Genomic DNA, 25661 nt, shown 5'->3' on the forward strand with positions numbered 1-25661 from the left:
ATGGCAAAGCCGAAGCGCGGGACGAAGGAGCTGTCCGACGGGGACACGGCAAGCCCGCAGCGCGCCACGAAAGAGGTCTCGTATGGCGAGGCGTCGTCGCGCCTCGAGGAGATCTTGCAGAACATCGAGGAAGGCCAGGTCGACATCGACGCGCTCTCCGCGCTCGTGAAGGAGGCCGCGGATCTGGTGACGCTCTGCCGCCAGAAGATCCACGCCGCGGAGATCCAGGTACAGACCATCACCGAGCAGCTCGAGCGCGAGGCGCCCGTGACAACGGACGCGGACGACGAAGACGAGGACGACGAAGACGACGAGTAGGCGGGCGCAGGCGACCTCGATGAGCGCGACGTTCCGGCCCGCCAACTACCGGGATGTCGGCGAGATGCTCGGGCTCTGGCTCGACGTCTCGCCGATCCCTGCCGGGCGCCTGCTCCGCGGCGGGCGATTCGATCTCATGACAGCGGCGAGCGACCTCGGTTTCCCCGGGACGATACTGAACCTCCGGCGCGGCGCCGATCCTGGTCACCTCGCGGGAATCAAGGTTGTCCACGTCGCCGCGGAGGACGACATCGAGAACTACGACACGCGGCAGCGACGGGTGAGGAGCTGGATCGGAAAGGCTCTTTCCTCGCTCGCGGCCCCCGCCCTCCCCTGGCCAGTCTACGTCCACTGCACGTCGGGGAGAGACCGGACCGGGGTCGTCATCGCGGCGGCGCTGCTGGCGATCGACGTCCCGCGGCAGGTCGTCGCGGAGGAGTACATGCTCAGCGACGGCGCCGACCGCATCGCCATCGATCGGGCCATCGAGGGCATCCTGGCGTGGCTGCCATCCGCCGAGGTCGACAGGGCAAGGCTGCGAGGCGCGCTGACCTCGGGCGGAGGCGGCTGAGCCGCCGGCACGCAGGGGTTTCCGATCGGACCATCGAGGCGACCCAGGTCACCCAGGTTGAGGTCGCGCCGGATCGGCGCGCGGGTCGCTGGGGCGGCGCGTGGGGACGGCCACCGGCGCCCGCGCCTGGCATCACGGCACGGCCGGGCTCCGGCGTCCGCCCTCCGGCGGCGGGCAGCGCTACGGTAAGCCGAACGCGAAGAGCGTGTTGCCCGGCGTGCCGATGCCGAAGCTCTCGTAGCCGCTCCCCCAGAACACCGTACCGCGCACCACCGCCGGCCCGGCGTTGACGGAGCCGTCGGCCGGATGGCTCCAGAGGACGTCGCCCGTCTCGGCGTCGAGCGCGTGGACGTCACCGCTCATCGAGCCGCCGTAGACAACGCCGTTCGCGACCGTCAGCGGCCCCCTGGTCTGCGCGCCCGGCGTGGGATCGGGCGTCTGCCACAGGATGTCGCCCGTGGCGGCGTCGAGCGCGCTCCACGAACCCCAGTGGATGACCTCCCCGGAGGGCTGCAGCGTGTATTCGACCTGGCCGTTGTTGCCGATCGGCACGTAAATCCTGCTCTCGTCGACGGCGACTCCCCACATGATGCCGCCCAGCTCCCCGCCGGGACCGACCAGCGTGCTCCACACCACGCTCCCGTCATCCCGATCGAGGGCCCAGAAGATACCGCTCTTCTGGCCGGCGCCGACCAGATCGCGGCGCTCCGCCCCCTCGCCGGCCGTGAAGAGCGTGGCGCCCGTGCCGAAGTCGTAATCCGGGCCCGCCGGATCGGGGCACCAGTCGCCGCCGAAGTAGCAGGCTCCCGTCCAGGCGTCGAAGCCCTGGAGCCGCCGCGCCCACTTCAGCGCGCCGGTGCGGAGGTCGAGCGCGAGGACGGCGTCGATATAGTCGTCCGGCGCAAGGCAGGCCTCGGCGGCGACGGCGTCGTCGCCGGCGGCCTCCACACACGCGGAGACGGACGGCGGCACGGTGTAGTTGTTGCCGGTAGTCACGTACAGCGTGCGGCGCTTGAGGTCGAGCGACGGCGCGCCGCCCCACACGGCGCCGCCGGTGTAGCCGGCGGGCACCGTGTAGCGCTTCCAGAGCACCGCCCCGGTCCCCGCGTCGAGCGCGACCACGCTGCCGCGGAAGCTGCAGCACGGATAGGCGTTGTCCGCCGCGAAGAGCTCCTCGCGCGAGGAGACACCCACGTACACGCGGCCGCCATGCACGACGGGAGACTGCGTGATGATCGCCGCGGGGTGCGTGTCGAGCTGCCTCTTCCACAGGAGCGCCCCCGTGCGCGTGTCCACGGCGACCATGTGCGCGCCGGCGAGGGTGCCGAGGAACAGCGTGTGGCCGAGGAGCGCGGGGGTCGTGCGCGAGACGGCGCCGGCCGTGCCCGTGAGGCCGGCGATCGTGCGCGTCCAGATCGGGTGCCCGGTCCTGGCGTCGAGCTTGTACAGCTTGCCGCCCCCGTCCGGAAAGTAGACAGCGCCGTGGTCGACGGCCGGTGTCGCGGGGACGATGCCGGTCGTGGTGAAGGCCCACTTCACGGCGAGCGATGCGACGTTCGATGGCCCGATGTCGTGCTCGTCGCGCGCGTGGTGGGTGTTGGCGAGATCGTAGCCATAGACGGTCCAGCGCCCGGCGCCGGTGCCCATGGCCGTGCTCCCCTGGACGACATTGAGCAAGGCAAGACATAGGGCGGCCCCGATCGCGGACCGGACCCAGAAGATGCGCTTCATGGTGCTCCTCCTGGGGCATCGAGGTGAGCGGCGATCGGCCACCCGACACGCCAGTTCCGTCGCCTCCGCAGCACGAGGCCCCGAGTCTACGTCACGCGGAATCGAGCTGGGCGTCAATCGGATAGAGAAAGGCGGCGCGGCGGCGCGGAGCCCCTTCCCATGGCTGGATACCGGGGTAATCTCGGCCCCTCGGGAGGTGGGCCACGAACCGGAACAGCGCATCGAGTCCGCGCTCGCGGGCGACGACCACGAAGACCACTGCAGCGAGGAAGAGCAGCGCCGAGGAGCCGAAGAAGTCCGCCGCGCCGCGGAAGGCCGCCGCGCCGAAGGCTCCCGCGAGGCAGAAGGGCGCGGCGCGCAAGAAGGAGCCGCCGCCCTCGCCGGTGCCGAAGCTCCTCGGCGTCCTGGAGTCCCAGAAGCAGCTCGGCGGCGCGTCGTACCCGCCGACGCTCGAGCGGCTGACGGAGCTGACAGGTGACACGCTCGCGGTGACGAGCAAGGCGCTGACGACCAAGGAGGCGAAGGGGCGCGTGCTGCTCTCCCGCGCCGCGGGAGGCAAGAAGAAGCCAGCCCCCAGCGCCACGCTGGTGCTGCTCGCGGAGGACCTGGAGGCGGTTGCGCAGTCCGATCGGCTCCTGGAGGTGCAGCTCCAGTCGGCGCGGACGGCCGACGCTCCCGCGGTCGACCTGGCGCAGCTCCCCAAGGGCCTCGTTCCCGCCCTGAGCCGCGCGTTCAAGGCGGCGCTCGATCAGCGCATCGCCGAGCGCCGGCTCCCCCGCACCATCGGCGCCTTGACCGGGAAGAAGCCGCTGCTCTTCTTCCTCGCAGACGCCGTCCTCCCGGCCGCCGGCGCGCCGGCGCGGCCCGCCGCGATCGCGACCGACGGCGCTGCCCGCCCCACGGCCCCCGACGGCCCCGGCAGCTCGGCCCCCAACGGCCCCGGCAGCTCGGCCCAGAGCGGCCCCGGCGCGCCGGCCATCTCCTTCGCCGATCGCTTCGACGCCGCCTTCTCCTCGCTCGACCGCGCCTCCGGCCGCCTCAACTACGTCACCCTCCACGCGCTCCGCGCCGCGCTGCCGGACATCCCGCGCGCCACCTTCGACGAGGAGCTCGCCGCGCTCCGGCGGCAGCGGCGCTACTCGCTCGACCCGTCCGACGGGCGCCACCACCAGATGGCCGAGGCGGAGCGCGACGCCGGCATCATGGAGGCCGGGAACCTGCTCGTCTACGTGGCGCGGAGGGACGACGCATGAGCGAGGAGCCGACGTTCGAGCGCTTCCTCGCCGCGGTCCGGGGCACCAACCCGTTCCGCAGCCACCGCATCACCGACGTCGGGGGCGGCGAAGCCACGGTCGAGTCGATCCACAAGAACGCCTTCACCAAGCTCGTGCGCGTCGTGCAGGACGCCGCGAAGGAGCCGGTCAGCATCGGCGCGCTGCTCATCGGCGCGCCCGGGGTCGGCAAGAGCCACCTGCTCGCGCGGCTGTTCCAGTGGGCCGGGGAAGACAAGGCGACGGTCGTCTACCTGCACAACATCCTCGCCTCGCCCGAGCGGATGCTCCGGTACGTGCTCAACGCGACCGTCAGCGATCTCGCGGGGCACCGCGGCAGCGACTACACGCAGTCGCGCCTCTACACCGTCCTCAACCGCGCCCTCATCCGGACGGGCGCGCTCAAGGGCCGCAAGATGATGACGGGGCCCAGGGAGATCGACGCGCGCAAGGAGGCGCTGGCCCGCCTCGGCGCGAAGATCGACCCGCAGAGCGCGGTCATCCCCGTGCTCAACGCGTTCCTCACCGGGACGTCGCACGCGAGCCTCGGCGACGCCGGCGCCGAGAAGCGCGCCCAGGCGGCGGTGCTGTGGCTCTCCGGCGAGACCCTCGGGCCCGACGAGGCGCGCCTGCTCGACCAGGCGGCCGGGGAGGACGGCCTCGCCCTCGCGGATGACGCCGCGGTGGAGCGCGTCCTCCACGTCCTCGCGCACCTGTGCGCCCTCGCCGAGCTCCCGCTCGTGCTCTGCCTCGACCAGATCGACAACCTCGACGCCGAGGCCGTGCGCGCCCTGATGTCGTACGCGCACGCGCTGCTCGACCGGGCGAAGCACCTCGTCGTGATCGTCTCGGGCGTGAAGCAGTCGATGCTCTCCCTGCGCACCGGCGAGGTGATCCCGGCGGCCGCGTGGGACCGCATCGCGGAGCGGATCCTCGAGCTGCACATGGTCTCGCCGGAGGAGGCCCGCGCCATCCTCGAGGGGCGGCTCGACGCCGCGCTCTCCGGCTTCGAGGAGAAGGAGATCGAGGAGCTCATGGCCGCGCGCAAGCGCGATCGGCTCTTCCCGCTCGGCAGCGCGTGGCTCGAGCGGCGCCTCGACGGCGTGCAGGAGCTCCGGCCGCGGGACGCGATCCTCTGGGCGCGCGACCGCTGGGAGGCGCAGCAGGATCGGCTCGCGGCCGTCGGCGGCAAGCGCTGGCTCAAGGAGTGGCCCGGCCCCGAGGACGGGCCGAAGCCGCCGCCGGTGAAGCTGGAGGACGTCATCGACGCCGAGGTGAAGAAGAAGCTCGTCGAGGGCACGACCCGCCGCCGGCTGCAGCAGGCGTCGCTGCCGCCCGACGAGGACAACCTCGCGAGCCTGACGCACCACCTGCTCGCCAGGTGCGCCGGCAAGGGCGCCTCGACGCTCCTGAGCGTCGAGCACGCCACCGCGAAGAAGCGCGGCAAGACCGCCCCCACGCACCACCTCGTGGCCAAGGAGAAGCGCGCGGACGGCGTCGTCGTGACCACCGGCGTGACGTTCCTCTGCGCGCCGAGCGGGCACGGCGCGCGGCTGCCGCTCCAGCGCATGGTCGAGGACACGAAGCACACGGACAAGCGCATCCTGGTCACCGACGAGGAGCGCCGGCCGCTCCGGCTCGGCGGCGCCGGCAAGGCCGCGTACGACGCGCTCTGCAAGCTGGGCCGCCAGCGCTTCCTCCACCTCCACCTCGACTTCGCCGGGCACGCGGAGCTCGACTCGCTGGTGGGGCTCCTCGGCGCCGCGAGGAGCCACGATCTCGAGATCGAGCACCCCCGCGGGCAGTACCGCAAGGTGACCGAGGCCGAGGTGCTGGCGTCCTTCGAGCGCCAGAGCCTCCTGCTCGCGCACCCGCTGCTGCGCGAGCTGCTCACCGAGGAGATCGTGAAGGGCGGCGGGGACTCGACGCCGCCCCCGGCGTGGGATCCGCAGCAGACGCGGGAGCACATCATGGCCGAGCTGTCGTGGCGCCTCGGCCTGATGGCGAAGGAGCTCGCGCAGATCTTCGCGAGCCGGAAGAAGCTGCACGAGAAGCGCTTCCCGGAGGTGTGGTCGCACATCAAGAAGACGGCGCAGGCGCTCCATGACGAGGGCCACGTCCACGCGACCGCGACCGACGACGACCTCTTCGTCCAGCTGCGGGGCAAGAAGTGAGGCTCGTGCACGTCAACGTGACCCAGCTCCGCGTCGCGGCGACGTGCCCGAGGCTCCACTGGTTCGACGCGCGCGCCACGGCCGAGCGGCAGGACGGGCGGACGGTCGTGAGCCGCATCTGGCGCAAGGGCGGGGAGGCGCCCGGCTGCGGGGCGCTGTTCCACACAGCGGTGGAGCGCTTCAACGCCGCCGCGGCGAGCTCGGACGAGGTGCTGGCGGCGCTGGAGGCCGCCGGCGACGCCCCGGGCCTCCAGCAGGCGCTGATGCGCTGGTTCAACGCCTCCTGCCTGAACCTCGACGCGCTCGCGGCGCGCCCGGTGCCGCTGCGGCTGGGCTTCATCTCCGCGGTCCAGCTCTACATGGAGGAGCTCGCGCGGCTCGCGGCGCACGCGAGGGCGGCGGGCCTGCCCGCGGCGGAGCTCCGGGCGCAGCTCTTCGGGGACTCGCGCAAGCGGGTCGACGTGACGTTCCACGTGGGGGAGGACGTCCACGTCCACGTCACCGGGGCGATCGACTACGTGTACTTCGATCCGCGGCTCGGGAAGCACCGCATCGTCGACTACAAGCTCACGCCCGCGACCTCCCCGAACAGCGATCTCTTCCAGATCTTCACGTACGCGCTGATGCACCACCACCAGCACGGCACCCGGCCGGACGTTGCGGTGTTCTACCTGCACCCCACGCGCAGCGTCCGCGAGGCGCGCTGGGAGGAGATCGAGGCGAAGCGCGGCAAGGTCCACGAGCTCATCGCCAGCATGGTGGCCTGGTCCGACCACGCGGCGGGCGCGGGCGGGCTCGCGCCGCCGGGCGACCGCGCGTACTGCGGCGGCTGCAAGCACGAGCGCTCCGGGGCGTGCGTCGCGCAGCTCGGCCACAAGGACGTGGGCGCGTGGGACCGGCGCTGGACGGCGCTCGAGGCCACGCGCGGCGGCGGAGCGCCGGACGAGAGCGAGCGCGCCGCCGCCAGCGCGCCGGCGGCGGACGGGCCGGCGGACGAGCCGATGGTGGAGGACGATCCCGAGCTCGACGAGGCGCTGGCGGTCGTGAAGCCGGCCGTCGAGCGCCCGAAGCCGGCGCCGGCGCGGGGCCGCGGGCGAAAAGCGCCCGCGGAGGCGCCGCCGGGCGGTACCAGCGCCAGGCCGGCGGAGGCGCCGCCGGGCGGGGAGCGCTCGACCCCCGCGGCGCTCGACGCGGGAGCGAGGCCGCCGGGGGCCCGCGCCGCGAGCGTCACCGGCATGCTCCTCGGCTTCGACGACGGCGGCTCGCCCGTCCGCGTGGACCCCGCGGTGCTCCGGACGCACGTCTCGGTCGTCGGCGCGGCGGGGAGCGGCAAGACGTGGATGGCCAAGGTCATCGCGGAGGAGGCGCTGCGCGCCGGTGTCCCCGTCGTCGCGATCGACCCCCAGGGCGATCTCGTCCAGATGATGGAAGCGCGCCCGCCGTCCGACGTGCCGGCGGAGCTGCGCCGCGCGTGGGAGGAGCTGAGGGAGCGCATGGAGCCGCGCATCCTCACGCCCGGGTCCTCGCACGGCCTGCGGCTCTGCCTCGACCCCCTGCGGCTCCCGAGCGCGGGCGAGCTCTCGCACATCGCGAACCCCGCGCTCCGCGCCGAGGAGGAGGAGGGCTTGCTCGTGGCGGTGGCGGCCAACCTCGTCAGCCTGTGCGCGTGCGGCGGCGAGGAGGAGTCGCAGCGCACGTTCCTCTACCAGGTGCTGCGGCACCTGCCGCGCGCGGCGCCGGTCCGGCTGAGGGACATCGTGGCCGCCGTCACCGCGCCCGAGGACCTGGGCATCGACGACGTCGACAGCCTGATCCGCAAGTCCGAGCGCGAGCGGCTCGCGCGAAAGCTCAACACGTTCGTGCAGGGCCCGTCCGCGCGGCTCTTCTCGGGCGGAACGCGCCTCGACTTCACCGAGCTGCTACGGCCCTCGAAGCCGGGGCGCGTCCCGCTCAACATCGTTTACCTGAACGCGCTCAGCAACGACGATGAGAAGCACTTCTTCCTCGCCGCCCTCGCGACGGAGCTGTACCGCTGGATGATCACGACCGTGGACGCGACCTCCGGCGGCGTGAACCTGCTCTTCTACATCGACGAGGCGCGCGACTGGATCCCGGCCGGCGGCAGCAAGCCGCCCGCGAAGCAGCCGCTCATCCGGCTGTTCACCCAGGGCCGGAAGTACGGCGTCGGCTGCTTGCTGTGCACCCAGAGCCCTCGATCGGTGGATTACAACGTGTTCGGCAACACGAGCACGAAGCTCATCGGGCGGCTCGAGGCGGCCCAGGACGTGGAGCGTGTGATCGACTGGTTCACGATCGAGGGCGGGGCCCCTCCGTGGGTCGCCGCGCGCAAGGGGGCGCCGAAGGGGAGCTTCGTCGCGCGCTGGCCCGACATGCCCGCGGAGCTCGCGGGCCGCGCGTTCAAGGGGCGGACGCTCTTCACGCGCCACGCCGGCGCATGGTCGCCCGACCGCGTGGAGCGGGCCGTCACCGAGGCGGGGCTCCGTGGCCCGGGCGGGTGACGCGGCGAGCTCAGGCGGGGTCGACGTGTTCTCACCTGCGCCGCGAGGCGCTCGGTTCCGGCATCGCCCCATGCTTCGTGGGCGAGTTGATGGAGTCGGCACCGCTCGCCTGGCTTCCGGCTCCAGATCGATTTTTCGTAACAGAATGACATCTGGCAGGGAGATCGACATGGCAAGCGGAAACCCAAGGAACCCGACGCTACACTTCTGGGATGTGCCTGCGGCGCTCCTCGGGCTCGCAGTGGCTGGCGCGCTCTCTCGGATACCGCTCTTGGGAGAGTACGGTCTCCTGTGGATCGGAGCTCCGGCCGCATTCGTCGCCTTGCGGCGTCTGGCACTACCCCAGCTCACGCCGGCGGCCACTGCGCCCAAGCCGAGTCTCTCCATCTGGCAGAGGCTTGGTGCCTACTTCTGCCTGATCCTTGGGGGTGTCGTCACCTTGATTGCCGGCATAGCGTTCTATATCAACGCCACGAGGGAGACACGTCCCGAGTTCACATGGCAACTGCTTCTCCCCATTGCGATTGGCGGCGCGCTTGCTATGGTCGGTATCCGACGACTGACGTAGCCCATCCGTACCGGCGCCTTACCGCGGTCTGCGCATTTCCCCCGTCATCTCGTCTGCGCTCCGCCTTTTGAGCACGCGCGACACGAGCGCGAGCAGCATCTCGCGCGCGTGGCCGCGGTCGACGGCTGGATCGCGTAGCCGGATCGCCTTGCTGCCGTCCAGCACGGCGAGCAGCATGGTCGCGAGGGTCTCGGCCGGCAACGTGTCGTCGACGAGGCCGGCGGCCTGTCCGCGCACGATCGCGCTCGCGAGGAGCTGCTTCATCTCGGCGCTGTGGCGCCGGAGCCGATCCGCGATCGCGGCGTTGCGCTGCGACTCGGCGAGCAGGTCGAAGAGGAGGGACGGCCCCTTGCCGCTGTAGAGATCGGCCACGAGCGCGGGGAGGTCGCGCGCGTCTTGCACGTCACCCGACAGGTGCGCGGCCGCTTCGTCGAGCACGAGCTGGAAGAGGCCCTCGAGGATGGCCTCCTTGCTCGGGAAGTAGTGGTAGAGGTGCCCAGGGCTGACGCCCGCCTCGGCGCAGATGCTCGCGATGGACGCCTGCACGCCCTCGGCGGCGAAGCGGCGCAGGGCGGCGCGGAGGAGCTCGCGACGCTTCTTCTCGTGCTGGTCGGGGTTGACAGTGCGCATGCGGCGATTCATTGATAGAGCGTTCGCTCTAACATTGAGGGAGGTCGAACGATGCCCATGATACCGCGTACGCATCTCGGCAAGAACGGCCCGCTCGTCGGCGCGCTGGGCCTCGGCTGCGGCGGGATGTCGCCGAGCCGCGGGGCCGGCAGCGACGCCGAGAGCGTCGCCACGATCCAGGCGGCGCTCGACGCCGGGATGAACCTCCTCAACACCGCCGATTTCTACGGCATGGGGCACAACGAGGCGCTCATCGGGCGCGCCATCGAAGGCCGGCGCGACCGGGCCTTCGTGAGCGTGAAGTTCGGCATGCTGCGGTCGCCGGGCGGGAAGTTCCTTGGGATGGACGGCCGCCCGGCCACGGTGAAGACGTTCGCGGCCTACTCGCTCCAGCGCCTCGGCGTCGACGAGATCGACCTCTACCAGCCCGGGCGGCCCGATCCCGACGTGCCCTTCGAGGAGACGATCGGCGCCATCGCCGACCTCGTGCGCGAGGGCAAAGTCCGTCACGTCGGCGTGTCCGAGGTCGGCGTGGAGCTCCTGCGCCGCGCGCACGCCGTGCACCCCATCACCGCGCTCGAGATCGAGTACTCCCTCGCGTGCCGGTTCATCGAAGCAGAGATCTTGCCGGCCGCGCGCGAGCTCGGGATCGGCATCGTCGCCTACCGCGTGCTCGCCGACGGGCTGCTCAGCGGCGCGACGGCGCCGAGCCCTGGCGCGCACTTCGTGGCGCCGCGGATGGAAGGGCACGCGCTGGAGCAGAATGTCCGCGCCGCTCGCCCGCTCGTCGAGCTGGCCGCCCGGAAGCGCTGCACGCCAGCCCAGCTGGCCATCGCGTGGCTGCGCGCGCGCGGCGACGACATCGTGCCGCTCGTCGGCATCCGCCGGCGCGCGCGGCTCGACGAGAACCTCTCGGCGCTCGACGTGCGCGTCTCCCCGGACGAGCTCGCGCAGCTCGACGCTGCGTTCGCGCCGGGCGCGATCGTCGGCGATCGGTACCCCTCGTTCGTCATGAAGTACGCGGCGCGCTGAGCGACCCGCGTCGCGACCCCACGCCGGACACCCAGACGGAACGCCTGGCCGCGCCGCCGTCCGCAGCGGCGCCCTGCCGGTCGGCGAGGAGCACGGCCCGCCGCTGGTCCGCTTTCCGCTCGACCGCACCGCCGACGCGCACAGGGCCGTGGAGAGCGGCGCGGTCGGCAAGGTCCTGGTGGACGTCACGTCGTGACGTTCCACCGTGACCGCCCGCGAACCGCCCTGGGCGTGGGTCACCCGCCCTGCTTGCCGGCGCGCCCGCGGCGTGCCTTGATCGCGCGCGTGACGACGGGGTTCTTCGAGGCGCGTGGCTTTCGTTTCCGGCTCGATCGCGAGGGCGCCGAGGTGAGCGGGGCGCCGACGCGCGCGGTCCAGGCCACCATCGAGCCCGACGAGGCGAGCCTCGACGGTGACGAGCCGCTGGCCGAGCTCCTGGGCCGCCGGCTGTCGGCGCTGCTCGGCGCGCCGGTGAGCGACGAGGAGGGGATCTTCGACCTGGCGGTCGAGCGCGACGGGGCCGTGGTCGCGGCCGTGCAGCTCTCGTGCGGCGAGGACGACGAGGACGTGCTCGAGCTGCTCGGCGAGCGGTCGCCCTCGCTCCCGGTGCGCGCGCTCGTCGAGGCGCTGGTCGAGGCGCTGCGGGGCCCGGGGTGACGGCGCGCGCGGCGCGCCAGCGCGCCGTGTCGGTCCAGGTGAAGCCGATCGAGGACGGGTTCCTCGTTCCGCCCGGACATCCTTGGGCGGGTGATGTCACGCCGGGCCGCTTCGTCATGCTGCCGGTCCCTGGTGTCGAGCACAGCCCTCAGTACTTTCGCTACAGCACGGAGCTCCAGGGCGACCCCCGTGCCTCCGAGCTCTTCGTCCTGATCGCCACGCCTGGAGGTGATCCGTCAGCCGCCCCTCGAGCGCTCCCCCATCTCGAGCGCGCGTTCCCGTCCGCGACTGTCGCCCTGCTGCTCGACGCTCGGACCGGCTGGGCTCGCGCCAGCGTCTCTGCGCTCAAGGATGCAGGCCGCGAGGAGCTCGCTGCCGGCTGCGTGGCCGCCCTCCTCGCCGGAGCGAGCTGGGACGAGTCGGACCCCATCCTCGTGGAGCTGGACGAGGAGCACTTTGCCGTGAGCCTCGTCCACCACATTGACCATTGGGATGCGGTGGTCGACACCCACCGCGTCGACGCCACCGACCCGCCATGACCGGCCACGGGCCCGCCTGACCGGGCGCGGGCCAGAGGACCGCAGCCTGCCGGTCAGGCGTCGACGAGGACGTCGAACCCGCCGTAGATCATGCGCTTTGCGTCGAAGGGCGAGTCCTCGTTCATCTGCATGCGCGGGTCCTCCATCACCTTCTTGTTGCCCTCGTCCCGCACCTCCTTCGAGGGCCAGACGATCCACGAGAAGACGACGACCTCGCCTTCCTCCGCCTTCACCGCGCCCTTGAAGTCGGTGATCTTGCCGTCGGGCACGTCGTCGCCCCAGCACTCGACGACGCGGATCGCCCCGTGCTCCTTGAACACCGCTGCGGCCTTCTCGGCCAGATCGCGATAAGCCTGCTTCTTGCCTGCGGGCACGGGCACAACGAAACCGTCGACGTAGCTCATCGTTGTTCTCCTCTCGTTCGGCCCCGTTCCAGACGGACCACCGCCGCGACCCGCGCGGCGGCGTGCCGACCAGCTCGGGGTCGGGGTGATGCCCCACGCGATCGACGAAAGCAACTTCGCTGCAAGGCCGCCTGGCGGCGGCGCGCGATCGTTCACGGCGCTCGAGCGGGCCGGAAAGCGCGCTCGGCGCGACAGGCCTGCCGGACGCTCACCCAGGGCGAGGCAGCGCGCGCTCGCGGGCTCGCCACGCGGCCGGGGCCACGCCGTGGCGGCGGCGGAAGAGGCGGCTGAACTGGCTGGCGTCGGCGTAACCGACCCGCTCGGCGATGATCTCGACGAGCTCGTCCGTGTCGCGCAGGCGACGCCGCGCCTCGGCGAGGCGGCCCTCGAGGATCCACGCCACCACGGAGCGGCCCGTCGACCGCTTCACCGCGGTCGTGACGTAGGCGGGGGATCGGTGCACCGCCCGGGCCACCTCACCGAGGGTCAGCGGTCCCAGACAGCGCGCCTCGATGACGGCGAGCGCCTCGGCCACGATCGAGGGGGCCTCGGGGGGAGCTGCGTCGCGCGGGGCGGCGCGCACGATCTCGGCGAGCAGGAGCCCGAGCAGGCTCTCGGCCACGACGGGCAGCATGCCCGAGGACCGCGACAGCTCGCGCTCGAGCTCCTCGAGCAGGCCGAGCACGTGGGGCTGCCTGCTGGTCGGCAGCTCGACGACCGGGAAAGCCCCGCGCCGGACGCGATCGAGCGGGGCGAGCAGCTCCTGAAAACGATCCTGAGGGAGGCACGAGCGACAGAAGGCCACGCCGCGCAGATCCACCTTGCTCGCCGTGAGCCACCGGTGGGCATCGCCGGCCGGGATGAGGTGGACCTGGCCAGCCGTGAGCTCCAGCTCGCCGCGGTGCTCCACCCGCATCCGGCCGCCGAGGTGAAAGGCGAGGACCGAATAGGTGTGCACGGCGGCGCGCTGTATCGAGCAGATCTCCGACGCGCGGCAGGCACGTACATGGATCACGCCAGTCTCGAGGGCGTCCATTGTAAGCTGCGACTCCATGACCACCGTCGCAGGGTAACACGCGTTGATGGGGCAGGCTTCCGGACCGGCCTGGCCAGGCCAGGCCCTCGAGGCTCCCTCGGTCCGGCAGGCGACGCGGTGTCACACAGCGGCGGCACCCAGCGCGCATCGGCGACCTGAACCCCACGAACACGCACACCATGGCAATCGGATCGAGCACGGCTGAGCTCCCTTGACAGCTGGGGACCGGTTCGTTTGTTCTGAAAACTGCGAGGTCACCTGGGGGTCCTCTTCGCGGCGCGCCGCAACCTCGCGCGGACGCCCGAATCACCGCGATCTAGATAAAACATGATGGCTGCGCGCTCGGATTGGGCGCGCGTCCCTCGACCGGCGCGATCACGACACCGTGTTCGCTCCGGGCGACGCTCCCCTGTCAGACTCACTATCAGGGAGGGTTTATGAATCACATGTTCAATTCCCATCAAGGCGTGTTCATGGCCTGTCTCTTCCTCCTTATCCCGCTGCTGGGGGCCGCGGGTTGCGCGGGGCAGGAGGAGTGGGACACAGGCGAGCTCGTCGCGGTCGCCGCCCAGGCGCACAGGGTCCAGAGCGGCGAGCAGCTCTTCGAGAGAGCGACATTCGGCGGCAACGGGCGCCGCTGCGTGACCTGCCACAGCGAGGAGACCGGCACGATCTCCCCGGCGGACGTGCAGGCGCGGTACGCGGCCAACCCGAACGATCCCCTCTTCCGCCCGATCGACAGCGACGACGGCGTCGGCGACAGCTACACGCGGCTCCTCAACGAGGCCACGATCCGCTTCGAGTTCCCGCTGCCCCCGAACGTCTGGATCTACGACGACCCCGCGGCCACGAGCGTGACCGTCTTCCGAGGCGTCCCCTCCGTCAAGAACTCGCCTGCGCTCGATCCGCTCATCACGTTCGATGCCCGTGAGCCCGACCTCGAGACGCAGGCCGCGAACGCGATCCTGGCGCACTTCGAGCCGACGGTCACGCCCACGCGGCGGCAGCTCGAGAAGATCGCCGACTACGAGCGGACGCTGTTCAGCTCGCGAGAGCTGCGCCGTTACGCGCACGGCGGGCCTGAGCCCGAGCTGCCTCGCGGCCACACACGGTCCGAGAAGCGCGGGCGCAAGCACTTTCTCCCGAACGGCGTCTGCGGCCAGTGCCACAGCGGGCCCATGCTGAACACGAGCAGCGAGCAGTTCCCCTTCGGGGCGTTCACCAGGATCACCGGCGTGCTGACCGGCTTCTCGGGCGAGGTCCTCGGCACCTCGGAGGTGCGGCCGACGCCGAACCCGATGCGTCGCTACGCCATGGCCTGCCCGTCGGACGGGAGCGGCCTCCTCTGCTCCGATCCGGATCTGTACTTCCCGCTCATCGCCGTCTACCAGCCGAGGCTCGAGAACGGCGTCCTCTCGATGCTGGCCGCCGATCCGGGCTCCGCTCTCGTCCTTGGCACCCTGGACGTCCTGGGGGACGGCAAGACGACCTCCCTCTGGGGCATCAACGAGACGGCGCCCTATTTCCACGACAACTCGGCCCCTACGCTGGAGGACGTCATCCACCACTACAAGCTGGCCTTCGAGGCCGCACCGATCCTGGCCGCCCCGATCCTCGGGGGGCGCTCGACCCTGACCGCCCAGGAGGAGGCGGACATGGTCGCCTATCTCAAGCTCCTCTGAGCGGAGGGCCCCTCCACCGTGCGGGCCGGGGGCCTCCCTCGGCCCCGCGGCCCGCACGGAAAACAGAGCCCGCGTTGAGCGGAAGCCGCACGAGCGGGCACACAGGGCGCGGCGCTCGACCTCGACGCGTTCGACGCCGCCGGCGCCCTGGTCACGACCACCGAGACCTCGCGCCGTTCAACGGCCCTCTGACGATTGCGAGGTTCACGGATGATCGACGATCGTGTCCTTCGGGCGGGGCTCCTCCTCGCAATGCTCGGGCTCACGGCCTTGGCTGCGGGCTGCTCCGGCGGCGGAGACCAGGCCAGCGCTGGCACGACCGGCGCTGGCACGACCGGCGCTGGCGGCTCGGGCGAAAGCGCGGCGATCGCATGGGGAAGCTGTCCAGACGATTTCCTCTCCGAGTGCGCCGCGGTCCCCCTGCCCCTCGACCCATCGGCGCCTGACGGCGAAGCGCTGCCCGTCTTCGTATCGCGCCGCCTCGCGCCAAGCGGCGCGGCGAGGGCGCAGGTCTGGCTCCTGCAAGGCGGCCCCGGCGACTCTGGCTCCGTGTTCAAGGACGCCATCGAGCAGCTGTGGCAGGGCGTCATGCCCGACATCGACTGGTATGTGCTCGAGCACCGCGGCGTCGGGCTCTCGGGCCGCCTCGCCTGCCCGGTCCAGGAGGACCCGGGCTCGGAGGGCGGCGCGGACATCACCGCGAGCGAGTGGCCCGCCTGCATCCAGGCGCTGAAGGAGCGATGGGGCGACGATCTCGATCACTTCACGACGTCAGCCGACGCCGAGGATCTCGCGCGCCTCATCGATCGTACGCGCGAGCCCGGCAAGAAGGTGGTCGTGTACGGCGCCTCCTACGGGACGACGCGCGCGCTGCGCTTCTTGCAGGCGCACCCCGACGGGGCCGACGCCGTCATCCTCGACTCGATCGTATCACCGGGCGCGCAGCACCTGTCACGGTACGATACGCAGTACGATCCGGTGGTGAGGGACCTGTCCGAGATCTGCGCCGCCGATCCGGTGTGCGGGGCGAAGCTCGGCCCCGAGCCCTGGGCGAAGCTCGACGCGCTCTTCGGCAAGCTCACGGCAGGCCACTGCGCGCAGCTCGGCGCCGACGTCGGGCTGTTCGCGTCCATCGCTCCGCTCTTCGTGCAGATCCCCCTCCTGCGGACGCACCTCTTCCCGCTCGCTTACCGCATCGACCGCTGCGAGCCGGGCGACGTGCAGGTGGTCGGCCATTACATGCAGACGCTGCGCGACCTGATGTCGCAGCCCGGCGAAAGCGAGCCCCGGGCATCGGTCATCCTGGGGACACACGTGGCCCTCTCCGAGCTCTGGGAAGAGCCAGCCCCTACCCCGGCCGAGCTCCAGGCGCGCTGCGATGCGCAGCGCTTCTGCCCGCGGGAGGCGCTGGAGCTCGGCGCGCTCTACGAGGCCTGGCCGCGCTACCCGCACGACCGGTTCTGGGGCGGGTGGCCGGGCTCCACCGTGCCCATCCTGGCGATGAACGGCCTGCTCGACCCGCAGACGCCCATCGGCCTGGCGGAGCTCTCGGCCGACGAGCTCACCGCGCCTCATCAGACGTTCGTGGCCGTGCCCTGGAGCCCGCACGGGGTCGCGTTCGAGTCCCCCGTGAAGACCCCCGGCGCAGCGCCCTGCGGTACGCAGATGATGGCGAAATTCATCGCGGACCCCGAGGCGCCCATCGATACAACGTGCCTCGACGACCTCGTGCCCGTCGCGTGGGACGAGGACCCGGCCGTGGTCGAGGTGCTCTTCGGCGCGAAGGACATGTGGGAAAACACCGCTTCACCCGCCCACGAGCTGCGCAGAGCGGCGCCGATCGACTGGGCGGCCGTCGCGCGCCTCGCGCGTGAGAGGACGCGCTGGCTCGGGCGGTGAATGACGCAGGGCGGCTCCGTTCAGGGGCAGCGCGGCAATAGAGCAGCACTCGTCCCACGCCGCGTCATCGCGCGTGGCGGCGCGGACGTACAGCGCGACAGCCGCGCCATCACCACGCTGGACATGCCGAGTCGTCGCCGGCCTTCCGTTCTGGCCGCTGCGAACCGCGGCCACGGCCGGTGGGCGGCGGCCTGCTCGCGGAGCGCGCGCGAGAGGCTGCGGGGCGCGCATGGGTGAACATCCATGGGTTCCCTCATGCCTTTGACGAAAAGCGCACTTGGGTGAACATCAAAATGTTCTCGCATGCCTTTGATGAAAAATTAGAGCGTCAATCACAGAAAAAAAGAGAGCCCTCACCGACACATCATTGCACCACATCCTCTCGACATGAGAGGATGTGGTGCGCGGGGAGCAGGGCAGCCACCGAACGTCGCGTGTCGGTCGCAAAAGACGCCCTTGCTGCTTCCGTCTGGGTTCTTTGATCTGGAACATAACAACTGAGGTGAGTGCGATGCATACGTGGAGGAGCGGCATCATCGTCGCCACCGCGTTCGCGGCTGGCTGTGTGGGCTCCGTGGGAGACGCCGAGGTCGACTCGGAGTCGGGCGGGCAAAACCCCACCGGGGGCGCGGACGGCACGCCGGACGGCCCAGGAGCGAGCGGCGAGTGCAAGCCCGGAATCGCGCCGACATCGCAGATCCGGCGCCTGACGAACGCGCAGTACGACAGGACTGTCCGCGATCTGCTGGGCGTCACGGCGCTGACGGCCTCCGGCAACGTGGCGCCCTCGACGCTGCTGGCGACGGACCAGGCAGGGAGCCTCACGGATCTGGGCTGGAGCGCCTACAGGGCCGTGGCCGAGATGGTCGCCGCGCAGGTGATGGCGGACCCCGCGCTCAAGAAGAACTTTCTGAAGTGCACGCCCAGCGGTGACGGCGCCGCGTGTTTGCACGACACGATCCTCGAGTTCGGGCGGCGCGCCTTCCGGCGGCCGCTGACGGACGCGGAGGTGGCGAGGTTCGACGCGATCGTGGCCAAGGGGCCGGAGATCACCGAGAGCGGGGCCCCGGAGGAGGTCGCGGAGGCGCTGCTGTTCATGTTCCTGATCTCCCCCACGTTCATCCAGCGCGCGGAGATCACGGAGACGCCCGGCGGCGCCGCGGGGTTCGCCCTCTCGAACCATGAGGTCGCGTCGCGCCTCTCTTACATGCTCTGGGGGACGATCCCCGACGAGGCGCTGAACCAGGCCGCCGATCAGGGCCAGCTGTCCACCGCGGAGCAGGTCCTGGCGCAGGCCCAGCGGATGCTCGATGACCCGAGGGCCCGGCAGATGGTGGCCGCCTTCCATCGATACTACCTGGAGCTGGGGCCGAACACGCGCTGGGACTCGGCGCAGCGGGACACGACCATGTTCCCCATGTTCGATCGCGCGCTCATTCCGATCATGGCGGAAGAGACCGAGCGCTTCTTCGATCATCTGGTCTTCACGCGCGACGGGACGTTCCAGGAGTTCCTCCTCAGCCCGGTCGCCTTCGTGAACGCGGCGACCGCGCCGCTCTACGGGCTCGATCCCGCCCAGTTCGGGGCGGATCTCGAGGAGGTGTCCCTCGACCCGACGCAGCGGCCGGGGTTCCTGACGCGGGTGGGCTTCCTCAACGCGTACTCGTCGTACAACCGCACCTCGCCGATCCTCCGGGGCGTGTTCATCACCAAGGACGTGCTCGGCATCGACCCGGGCACCCCACCTCCCGGCGCGCTCGAGACGCCGCTGCCAGAAGGGGACGATCTCGACACGAACCGCAAGCGCGTGGACGCGCAGACGGCGGGCGCCACCTGCGCCGCGTGCCACCACAACACCATCAACCCGCCGGGCTTCGTGATGGAGGCGTACGACGCCATGGGGTCGTGGCAGACGCAAGAAGCGTTGACCGGCGCGCTCATCGACACGGTCGCGGACGTGCGCATCGACGGGCAGCCCGTGAGGGTCACGAGCCCGGCCGATCTGATGGCGAAGCTCGCCGTCTCCCCGAACGCGCAGCGCCAGTACGCGCAGAAGTGGGTCTCGTACGCCTACGAGCGCGACGGCCACCCGCTCGACTCGTGCACGGTGCGCGACGTGTCCACGAAGATCACCGCCGGGGGGTACACGGTCCTCAACCTCGTCACGGACCTCACGCAGTCTCCGTCGTTCCGAACCCGAGCCGTAGAACTGGAGTAGGCGAATGAAGCGCAGAGTCTTCCTGAAGGGTGTCGCTGGCGCCGCTCTCGCGGCTCCGTTCCTGAGCTCCGTCCACGAGCGGGAGGTCAAGGCGCAGTCCGCGCCCCAGTCGTCGCCGCCCCGGCGCCTCGTGATCTTCTACACGCACAACGGGTGCCTCACCAACCGCTGGTTCCCGACCATCGAGAGCGGCGCCCTCACGGCCGAGCACATCAAGGGCACCACGCTGGCGGGGCTCACGCCGTTCGTGTCGAAGCTGCTGTTCCCGCGCGGCCTGAAGATGTTCAACTCCTACGCGGAGATCCAGTCCATCGACCCGCACGATCAGGCGATGGGGGGGAAGCTCACCTGCGCGCTCATCAGCGACGACAAGACGCGGTACGCGACGTCCCACTCGCTCGACCACGAGATCGCGAAGCAGATCAACCCCGGCAAGGCGAGCCCGCTCGTGCTCTCGGTCGGCCCGTCGAGCAGCAGCATCAAGGAGGTGCTGTCCTTCTCGGCGCCGAACACCGCCTTCCCGGCCGTCGTCAACCCCAAGACGGTGTACCAGCAGCTCACCGGGCTGTTCGGGGGCGGGCAGGAGACCGAGGCCGACTACCGCGTCAAGCGCGGGCAGAGCGCCATCGATCTCGTCAAGGACGACCTTCAGAGCTACCAGCGGCTCACCATGAGCAAATCCGACCAGCGCCGGATCAGCGACTGGCTCGATCTGCTCCGCAGCACGGAGCAGAACGTCGCGCCCACGGCGTGCAACGAGGCGACCGCGGCCACGGTCGGCGTCACGGCCGCCAAGGTCGACGCTGCGAGCTCGGGCGGCGGCTTCGGCGCGGGCCTGGGCACGTCGTTCACGGCCGGCGGGGACATGATGATGAACCTCATGGCGCTGAGCATGATCTGCGACATGAACCGGTCGATGATCCTCGTCTATCCAGGTTACGTGACCTTCGACTGGGATGGCATCCAGCACGACGCCGACCACCACGGCCTCTCGCACCGGAACGGCTCGTTCGCGGTGGGCGGGACCTGCAAGAACGGCGTGCTCGACATGATCGCGCAGATCGACGCCTGGTACGCGGCCAAGTACGTGCGGCTCGTCACCCTGCTCGACAGCATCGCGGAGGGCGATCGCACGCTGCTCGACAACACCGCCACGATGTGGCTCCCGGAGCTGGCCGACGGCAACGCCCACAACACGAACAACCTGCCGATCGTGATCGCGGGCAGCGCAGGGGGTTACCTCAAGCAGGGCCACGTGGTGAACGTGGACGGCGGGAAGCTCGGCACCGGCAACAGCGAGGCGGACTGCACGGGCGGCGACACCAGCGTCGGCTTCGGCACGGGCTCGAACACCGGCAGCGTCCCCATCAACAAGCTCTACGTGACGCTGATGAACGCCGTCGGGTGCACGGCGGCAGGCGGTGGACCCGTCACGGAGTTTGGAAAGCTCGACAGCAGGGACGCTCAGGCCGGCATCACCAAGCCGGGCGAGCTGACCGAGCTCAAGGCCTGAGAGCGGCGGTCACCCGCTTCGGATACGGGCCCACCTCGACGTTTTCGGTGCTCAGCGCACCGGAGTGCGCTTGCGCGCCGAAAACGCCGATCTGGGCCCGTCTCCTGTGCGGGAGACCGCCGCTCTGCTCTGCATGGTGCAGAGGTTGGCGGAAACCGCTGTAAGTCCTCACGGCCCCCGGCCGGGCGCGAGACCCACCGCTGCGATGAGCTCGCCCAGGCCGGGATCCGTCGCGTTGTCGGCGCTGCGTGCCGACTCGAACGGCCGCTCCCCGCGGATCCACGCGTCGGCGAGCGAGTCCGGCCCGTTCAGGAGCAGGTGCATCGCCGCCGTCAGCTCCAGGGGGCGCATGTCGAGGCGAAAGAGCTCGGAGAGGCTGAGCTGCAGGCCGGCGCTGATGGCGTGGACGCCGCGAATTGGCTCCATGAACGAGCGGCCCCCCACGCCGTGCGCCAGGAACGCGGCGCGCGCCTCGGGGTCCCGCAGCCTGGTCGCGCACTCGCCCGCGTCGAGCGAGTTCATCCCTCGACAGGAGAGCGGTCGAACCTCGTAGATCGAGCACCGCCCCGACCGCAGGAAGGGGCAAGGGTGGTCCGGCGAAAACCGCTCTGCCGACGGCAGGCTCCGCGTCCTGTCGTGGCACCCGGACACGTGCTGAGCCACGCGCGCGAGCTCCGCGTCGGACAGGGTCGACCTCAGGTGGTCGGCGATCGCGAGCGCCTCCGGCGGAGTGACCCCGACCGATTGATGGCAGCAGTGATCGCAGCCCGCCCTGCACGCCACCGCGCCGTCGGGCGCGCGCGCCAGCAGCCCCGCAGCGAGCCGCGACGTGGCTGCCATCGCGTCCCGCGCCAGCTCGACCGCGCCCTCCACGCTCGGCTCCCCGCGCAGGGCGGAATACGCCGTGTTGGCCGCGGCCGCCGCGATGTCGTTCTGCCACGCCTCCCGGAACACCGGGCTCCTGAGCGCCACGCGGTCATGCCCGCTCGCGGGGTCGCGAAGGACCGTGAGATGCACGCGGCCCGCGGCGTCCTTGCGGGCGTCTCGACGGGCCTTCTTTCCTGACGCGGGGCGCGGCTTGCCTTTCCTCTGACTCATGGTGGCCGGTTCCTGGAGGGTGGTTGCCGCCCGAGCGCTCGAAGAAACCGTAGTTTATCACCCCGTCGAACCGTCCGCCAGCCCTCCTACGCGTTAACCAAGCTTCCCGCCGCGTTCTCCCACATCCTAACGTTCACGTTCACGTTCACGTTTACGTTTACGTTTACGTGGTCGTAGTCGTGGTCGTGGTCGTGGTCGTCAACGATAGGCCGTGAACGACCACGACCACGACCACGTAAACGTTCACGTTCACGTAAACGTTTACGTGGACGTGAACGTTTACGTTGGTGCCCGACCGTTATGGACGACTCCCTGAGATGCCTCGCTGTTCGAGAATGGTCAGGTCCCGCAGAACGTGTATTGCACGCGCTCGTCCAGCTGCGGGGGCTCGCTCAGAGGCGCGCTCTCCGGCTGATCGTCGTACGGTCGCTCGAGCACCCGCACCAGCGTCTCGAACGGCTCGAAGTCGTCACGCAGAACGGCCGCCTGGATGAGCGCCTCGATCCGGTGATTGCGCGGGATGAACGCCGGGTTGACGAGCCGCATCGCGCTCGCGCGCGCCTCCGACGTGGCCTCCTCCCGGGCGAGCCGCCGGCGCCACGACTCGGCCCAGTCGCGGAAGGCGCCGGGCTCCGCGAACAGGGCGGCCACCTGCGCGTCGGCCGCTGGATCGGCCGCTGAAGCGCACAGCCGGCGAAAGAAGACCGTGTAGTCGACGCCGTTCGACGCGAGCCGCTCCAGCAGATCCGCGGCGAGCGCGAGATCTCCCTCCTCCTCGCGCGCGAGCCCCAGCTTGGCCCGCAGGACGCGCGCGTGGGCCGCGACGAAGAGCGCGGAGAAGCGCTCCACGCGCTCGGTCGCCAGACGGACGGCCTCCTCCTCGCCCTCGGCCAGGAGCGGCAGGAGCGCCTCGGCGAGCCGCGCCATGTTCCACTGCGCGATGCGCGGCTGGTTCCCGAAGGCGTAACGGCCGCCCCGATCGATCGAGCTGAACTTCTTCGCGGGATCATACTCGTCGAGGAACGCGCACGGCCCGTAATCGATGGTCTCCCCGGAGATCGACGTGTTGTCGGTGTTCATCACGCCGTGCACGAAGCCGACGCCGAGCCAGCGCGCGACCAGGGACGCCTGCGCGTCGACGACGCGCTCGAGCAGCGCCAGCGCGTCGTTGCCGCTGCCCACCGCCTCGGGGTAATGCCGGGAGAGCGCATACGAGGCGAGCGTGGCCAGCGCCTCGCGGTCGTCCCGCGCGGCGAAGAACTGGAACGTGCCCACGCGGATGTGGCTCGCGGCCACGCGCGTGAGCACCGCGCCGGGGAGCACCTCCTCGCGATAGACCGGCTCGCCCGTCGTGACCGCGGCGAGCGCGCGCGTCGTCGGCACGCCGAGCGCCGCCATGGCCTCGCTCACGACGTACTCGCGCAGCACCGGCCCGAGCGCCGCGCGCCCGTCTCCGCCCCGCGAGAACGGCGTCCGCCCCGCGCCCTTGAGCTGGAGATCGCGCCGCTTGCCGTCCCTGCCCACGACCTCGCCGAGCAGGATGGCCCGCCCGTCCCCGAGCTGGCTGACGAAGCTGCCGAACTGGTGCCCCGCGTACGCGAGCGCGATCGGCTCCGCGCCCTCGGCCAGCGCGTTGCCCGCGAGCACCTCCGCCCCCTCCGCCGAGGCGAGCTGCTCCGCATCGAGCCCGAGCACCTCCGCGAGCGCGCGGTTCACCTTCACGACGCGCGGCGCGCGGACCCGCGCGGGGGAGACGCGCGCGTGGAAGCGGTCGGGAAGGCGGGCGTAGGTGTTGTCGAACGGGAGCTTCATCGGCGAACCTTACGCGCGGAGGTGCCGCCGCTCAAGCCGCCGGAAGAGCCCGCCGCCGGGCCACGCCACGGCGCCGCGGGAGCGAGCGACGCTCGGCTGTTCGCGCGAAGGCGAGCGAACTGGCTCCTCGCCCTGTCGTATTTCCCTCCTCAGTTCCCGATGACGCGCAGGCGGAAAGAGTCCGTCTGGGTGAGATCGGCGAGCAAATCGAGGATGGTATAGCCGTCGACAAGCAGGTTGACGCTGAGCCCGTGAACGTCACACTTGTCGCTCCCGTTTGGCTCCCGTCCAGTGGCAAAGGCGACCCACCGCTCGGCATAATGGCGCATGGCGGCCGGATCAGCGGCGAGCTCGTTCATCAGCTCGATGGGTGACGTGATCGTCTTGACGTTGTCGGCGCCAAAGGTGACGTCAGCGGTCCCGTCGATGACGCCGCCGAGCGGATCGATGGTCTGCACCTTGCCGACGGCGTCGTACCTCTCGAGCACGAAGCCCGGCGGGTTGATGTACGTGCCGTGGCATCCGGCGCACCCCGCCGAGGAGGTCATGGACTCGATGGCCTCACGCTCCGTGGAGAACGGGCCCGGAGGCCACGGCGTCTCGCTCGCGCTGGGCACGGGTGCCAGGTCGATCCCGAGCAGCCTGTTGGCGACGAACGCGCCCCGAAGGATCGGGTTCGTGGCGCCATAACGCGAGTAGGAGCTCAAGAACCCGACGCGGGTCAAGAACCCAGGCCGCTCGTTCGGATCGAGCTCCACCCGCGTCAGATCCGCGCCGTAATCCGCCGCATCGAGCCCATAGAGCGGAGCGGTGTCCTGATTGACGTAACCGACGTTGCTCAGGAAGAGGTCCTTGAACGACCCCCCCTCGAACGCCACCTCCTCGAAGAGGGCATCCATCTCTGCCATCATCGGGGCCACCACGTCCGGGGTGTAGTCGGGGAAGCGGGTCGTGTCGTGTTCGACCGCTCCCCAGCGCGACCCCGGGCGAATGTCCGCATAAGCACGATGGAACCGGGCCACGACCGGCGCCGTCTTTTCGCGGTCCTGGATCATCCGCTGCGCCTGCGCCAGGATCTGCTCCTTGGTGGCGAGCTGACCAGCGTCGGCCGCGGCGTCCAGGATGTCATCTGGAATGGAATCCCAGAGCAGGACCGAGAGCCTCGCCGCCACCTCGTGGCTGGAGAGCTTGATCGCGCTTCCTTCGGGCTCCTGCGCCAGCTCAGGGCGCATGATGAACGAGGGCGAAGCGAGGAAGGCAAAGAGGATGGCCTCGGCGATCTCTTCGGGCGTGCCCTGGGGCTCCACCGCGGTGAGCCGCAGGAAGCTCTGCACCTCTTCTTCGAGCAGAGGACGGCGGAAAGCCTTGCGACCGAAGGCGGTAATCGTCTCTTCCAGGCACTCGGACGCCGCCGGATCGCAGGTGAGGAACCTCGGTTTGTTCGGCCCGCCCATCACCTCGGCGGCGAGGTGCTCGGCGGCCGCGAGATAGCCGTTCCATGCGGGCTCTGTCATGTCCCCGTCGAAGTCGGGGACGAGGAGCGAAGACGGCGGGAGGTTGCCGGCGCTCTCCAGCATCGTCACGCCGAGCAGATCCCGCACCACCGCGTCGTACTGCCGGTTGAGCAGGCGCGGGATCTGGGACGTCGCCGGGATGCCGGGCACGCAGGAATCCCCCCCTCCGACGCCTGATCCCCCCCCGACGCCGGCGGTGGCGCCGCTGCTGCCGCCGCTCTGATCGTCGCGGTCGGTGCCCTTGCCCAGGATCGTGATCCCGCACCCAGGGGCGACGAGCGAGAGCGCCGCGAAGCAGCAGAGCGAGGATACGGCGCGCCAGAGCCTCATGACAAAGCCTCCCGGCGTACAATCCCCGGGGGGCTTCCCCGCGATCACAATTTCATCGCGCACGTCGGCCCGGCGCCCGCTTCGATGCGGCCAGCGTGGGGCCTGCTCGGGCGCGCTTCGAGGGAGCGCCGCGTCACGCCGAGCG

21 protein-coding genes and 1 pseudogene are annotated in these 25661 nt (G+C 70.8%); 14 read left to right on the forward strand and 8 right to left on the reverse strand.

Annotated elements, in window-relative coordinates:
• Positions 1 to 318 (forward strand): exodeoxyribonuclease VII small subunit, encoded by a 318-nt coding sequence (gene xseB / locus WME82_RS29555; RefSeq protein ID WP_437739857.1) that lies wholly within the window; start codon positions 1 to 3, stop codon positions 316 to 318.
• Positions 319 to 337: 19 nt separating this feature from the next.
• On the forward strand, positions 338 to 889 hold the full coding sequence (locus tag WME82_RS29560; protein WP_438038035.1) for a tyrosine-protein phosphatase: 552 nt from the start codon (positions 338 to 340) through the stop codon (positions 887 to 889).
• A 180-nt stretch (positions 890 to 1069) separates the two neighbouring features.
• Here WME82_RS29560 and WME82_RS29565 read toward each other — a convergent pair whose 3' ends face one another.
• On the reverse strand, positions 1070 to 2620 hold the full coding sequence (locus WME82_RS29565) for an outer membrane protein assembly factor BamB family protein (protein WP_438038036.1): 1551 nt from the start codon (positions 2618 to 2620) through the stop codon (positions 1070 to 1072).
• Between the two features lie 91 nt (positions 2621 to 2711).
• On the reverse strand, positions 2712 to 2981 hold the full coding sequence (locus WME82_RS29570) for a hypothetical protein (protein WP_437850453.1): 270 nt from the start codon (positions 2979 to 2981) through the stop codon (positions 2712 to 2714).
• 22 nt (positions 2982 to 3003) lie between these two features.
• Between WME82_RS29570 and WME82_RS29575 the strand changes: the two genes are divergently transcribed.
• The 4 genes from WME82_RS29575 (at position 3004) to WME82_RS29590 (ending at position 9152) form a co-directional block, all read left to right on the forward strand.
• Entirely contained in the window at positions 3004 to 3873 is an 870-nt protein-coding gene (locus tag WME82_RS29575; protein ID WP_438038037.1) for a hypothetical protein, read from the forward strand.
• Positions 3870 to 6065, forward strand: a complete 2196-nt coding sequence (locus tag WME82_RS29580; protein WP_438038038.1) for a hypothetical protein — start codon at positions 3870 to 3872, stop codon at positions 6063 to 6065. The genes WME82_RS29575 and WME82_RS29580 overlap by 4 nt, the downstream gene beginning before the upstream one ends.
• A gap of 5 nt (positions 6066 to 6070) precedes the next feature.
• Positions 6071 to 8584: a helicase HerA-like domain-containing protein gene (locus tag WME82_RS29585; protein WP_438038039.1), complete on the forward strand. Its 2514-nt coding sequence runs from the start codon at positions 6071 to 6073 to the stop codon at positions 8582 to 8584.
• Between the two features lie 169 nt (positions 8585 to 8753).
• Positions 8754 to 9152 carry a hypothetical protein gene (locus WME82_RS29590; protein WP_438038040.1) on the forward strand — a complete coding sequence of 133 codons (399 nt, stop codon included), beginning with the start codon at positions 8754 to 8756 and terminating at the stop codon, positions 9150 to 9152.
• A gap of 18 nt (positions 9153 to 9170) precedes the next feature.
• Here WME82_RS29590 and WME82_RS29595 read toward each other — a convergent pair whose 3' ends face one another.
• Positions 9171 to 9782, reverse strand: a complete 612-nt coding sequence (locus tag WME82_RS29595) for a TetR/AcrR family transcriptional regulator (RefSeq protein WP_438038041.1) — start codon at positions 9780 to 9782, stop codon at positions 9171 to 9173.
• A gap of 57 nt (positions 9783 to 9839) precedes the next feature.
• Between WME82_RS29595 and WME82_RS29600 the strand changes: the two genes are divergently transcribed.
• From WME82_RS29600 to WME82_RS29615, 4 genes and pseudogenes are all read left to right on the forward strand, one after another.
• Positions 9840 to 10814 (forward strand): aldo/keto reductase, encoded by a 975-nt coding sequence (locus WME82_RS29600; RefSeq protein ID WP_438038042.1) that lies wholly within the window; start codon positions 9840 to 9842, stop codon positions 10812 to 10814.
• Between the two features lie 52 nt (positions 10815 to 10866).
• Positions 10867 to 11010 (forward strand): annotated as a pseudogene (locus WME82_RS29605) (NADPH:quinone reductase); the annotation flags it as partial.
• 89 nt (positions 11011 to 11099) lie between these two features.
• The gene (locus WME82_RS29610; RefSeq protein WP_437850465.1) at positions 11100 to 11471 is read left to right on the forward strand and encodes a hypothetical protein; all 372 of its coding nucleotides are present in this window, start codon (positions 11100 to 11102) and stop codon (positions 11469 to 11471) included.
• Entirely contained in the window at positions 11468 to 12010 is a 543-nt protein-coding gene (locus tag WME82_RS29615) for a hypothetical protein (RefSeq protein WP_438038043.1), read from the forward strand. Before WME82_RS29610 ends, WME82_RS29615 begins: the two co-directional genes overlap by 4 nt.
• 53 nt (positions 12011 to 12063) lie before the next feature.
• Here WME82_RS29615 and WME82_RS29620 read toward each other — a convergent pair whose 3' ends face one another.
• Positions 12064 to 12414: a DUF1428 domain-containing protein gene (locus WME82_RS29620; protein WP_438038044.1), complete on the reverse strand. Its 351-nt coding sequence runs from the start codon at positions 12412 to 12414 to the stop codon at positions 12064 to 12066.
• 208 nt (positions 12415 to 12622) lie between these two features.
• On the reverse strand, positions 12623 to 13450 hold the full coding sequence (locus WME82_RS29625; protein WP_438038045.1) for a helix-turn-helix domain-containing protein: 828 nt from the start codon (positions 13448 to 13450) through the stop codon (positions 12623 to 12625).
• Between the two features lie 473 nt (positions 13451 to 13923).
• Here WME82_RS29625 and WME82_RS29630 point away from each other — a divergent pair, with 473 nt between their 5' ends.
• From WME82_RS29630 to WME82_RS29645, 4 genes are all read left to right on the forward strand, one after another.
• Complete coding sequence (locus tag WME82_RS29630) at positions 13924 to 15132, forward strand: hypothetical protein (RefSeq protein WP_438038046.1); 1209 nt, start codon at positions 13924 to 13926, stop codon at positions 15130 to 15132.
• A 210-nt stretch (positions 15133 to 15342) separates the two neighbouring features.
• The gene (locus WME82_RS29635; RefSeq protein WP_438038047.1) at positions 15343 to 17031 is read left to right on the forward strand and encodes an alpha/beta fold hydrolase; all 1689 of its coding nucleotides are present in this window, start codon (positions 15343 to 15345) and stop codon (positions 17029 to 17031) included.
• 511 nt (positions 17032 to 17542) lie between these two features.
• A complete protein-coding gene (locus tag WME82_RS29640; RefSeq protein ID WP_438038048.1) occupies positions 17543 to 19249 on the forward strand; it encodes a DUF1592 domain-containing protein in 1707 nt (568 codons plus the stop codon).
• Between the two features lie 4 nt (positions 19250 to 19253).
• The gene (locus tag WME82_RS29645) at positions 19254 to 20762 is read left to right on the forward strand and encodes a DUF1552 domain-containing protein (protein WP_438038049.1); all 1509 of its coding nucleotides are present in this window, start codon (positions 19254 to 19256) and stop codon (positions 20760 to 20762) included.
• 168 nt (positions 20763 to 20930) lie between these two features.
• Here WME82_RS29645 and WME82_RS29650 read toward each other — a convergent pair whose 3' ends face one another.
• The 3 genes from WME82_RS29650 to WME82_RS29660 all read right to left on the reverse strand — a co-directional run bounded on the left by WME82_RS29650 (position 20931) and on the right by WME82_RS29660 (position 25516).
• Positions 20931 to 21860 (reverse strand): YkgJ family cysteine cluster protein, encoded by a 930-nt coding sequence (locus tag WME82_RS29650; protein ID WP_438038050.1) that lies wholly within the window; start codon positions 21858 to 21860, stop codon positions 20931 to 20933.
• A 339-nt stretch (positions 21861 to 22199) separates the two neighbouring features.
• Positions 22200 to 23672 carry a protein adenylyltransferase SelO gene (locus WME82_RS29655; protein WP_438038051.1) on the reverse strand — a complete coding sequence of 491 codons (1473 nt, stop codon included), beginning with the start codon at positions 23670 to 23672 and terminating at the stop codon, positions 22200 to 22202.
• 149 nt (positions 23673 to 23821) lie between these two features.
• A complete protein-coding gene (locus WME82_RS29660) occupies positions 23822 to 25516 on the reverse strand; it encodes a DUF1592 domain-containing protein (protein WP_438038052.1) in 1695 nt (564 codons plus the stop codon).
• Between the last annotated feature and the right edge of the window lie 145 nt (positions 25517 to 25661).

This window comes from Sorangium sp. So ce128 (genome assembly GCF_051525245.1).
GTDB lineage: Bacteria > Myxococcota_A > Polyangia > Polyangiales > Polyangiaceae > Sorangium > Sorangium cellulosum_B.

Coding starts and splice junctions, on each gene's coding strand:
- xseB (WP_437739857.1), top strand. CDS start 1: ATGGCAAAGCCGAAGCGCGGGACGAAGGAGCTGTCCGACGGGGACACG.
- WME82_RS29560 (WP_438038035.1), top strand. CDS start 338: ATGAGCGCGACGTTCCGGCCCGCCAACTACCGGGATGTCGGCGAGATG.
- WME82_RS29565 (WP_438038036.1), bottom strand. CDS start 2,620: ATGAAGCGCATCTTCTGGGTCCGGTCCGCGATCGGGGCCGCCCTATGT.
- WME82_RS29580 (WP_438038038.1), top strand. CDS start 3,870: ATGAGCGAGGAGCCGACGTTCGAGCGCTTCCTCGCCGCGGTCCGGGGC.
- WME82_RS29590 (WP_438038040.1), top strand. CDS start 8,754: ATGGCAAGCGGAAACCCAAGGAACCCGACGCTACACTTCTGGGATGTG.
- WME82_RS29595 (WP_438038041.1), bottom strand. CDS start 9,782: ATGCGCACTGTCAACCCCGACCAGCACGAGAAGAAGCGTCGCGAGCTC.
- WME82_RS29600 (WP_438038042.1), top strand. CDS start 9,840: ATGATACCGCGTACGCATCTCGGCAAGAACGGCCCGCTCGTCGGCGCG.
- WME82_RS29620 (WP_438038044.1), bottom strand. CDS start 12,414: ATGAGCTACGTCGACGGTTTCGTTGTGCCCGTGCCCGCAGGCAAGAAG.
- WME82_RS29625 (WP_438038045.1), bottom strand. CDS start 13,450: ATGGACGCCCTCGAGACTGGCGTGATCCATGTACGTGCCTGCCGCGCG.
- WME82_RS29630 (WP_438038046.1), top strand. CDS start 13,924: ATGGCCTGTCTCTTCCTCCTTATCCCGCTGCTGGGGGCCGCGGGTTGC.
- WME82_RS29635 (WP_438038047.1), top strand. CDS start 15,343: ATGATCGACGATCGTGTCCTTCGGGCGGGGCTCCTCCTCGCAATGCTC.
- WME82_RS29640 (WP_438038048.1), top strand. CDS start 17,543: ATGCATACGTGGAGGAGCGGCATCATCGTCGCCACCGCGTTCGCGGCT.
- WME82_RS29645 (WP_438038049.1), top strand. CDS start 19,254: ATGAAGCGCAGAGTCTTCCTGAAGGGTGTCGCTGGCGCCGCTCTCGCG.
- WME82_RS29650 (WP_438038050.1), bottom strand. CDS start 21,860: ATGAGTCAGAGGAAAGGCAAGCCGCGCCCCGCGTCAGGAAAGAAGGCC.
- WME82_RS29655 (WP_438038051.1), bottom strand. CDS start 23,672: ATGAAGCTCCCGTTCGACAACACCTACGCCCGCCTTCCCGACCGCTTC.
- WME82_RS29660 (WP_438038052.1), bottom strand. CDS start 25,516: ATGAGGCTCTGGCGCGCCGTATCCTCGCTCTGCTGCTTCGCGGCGCTC.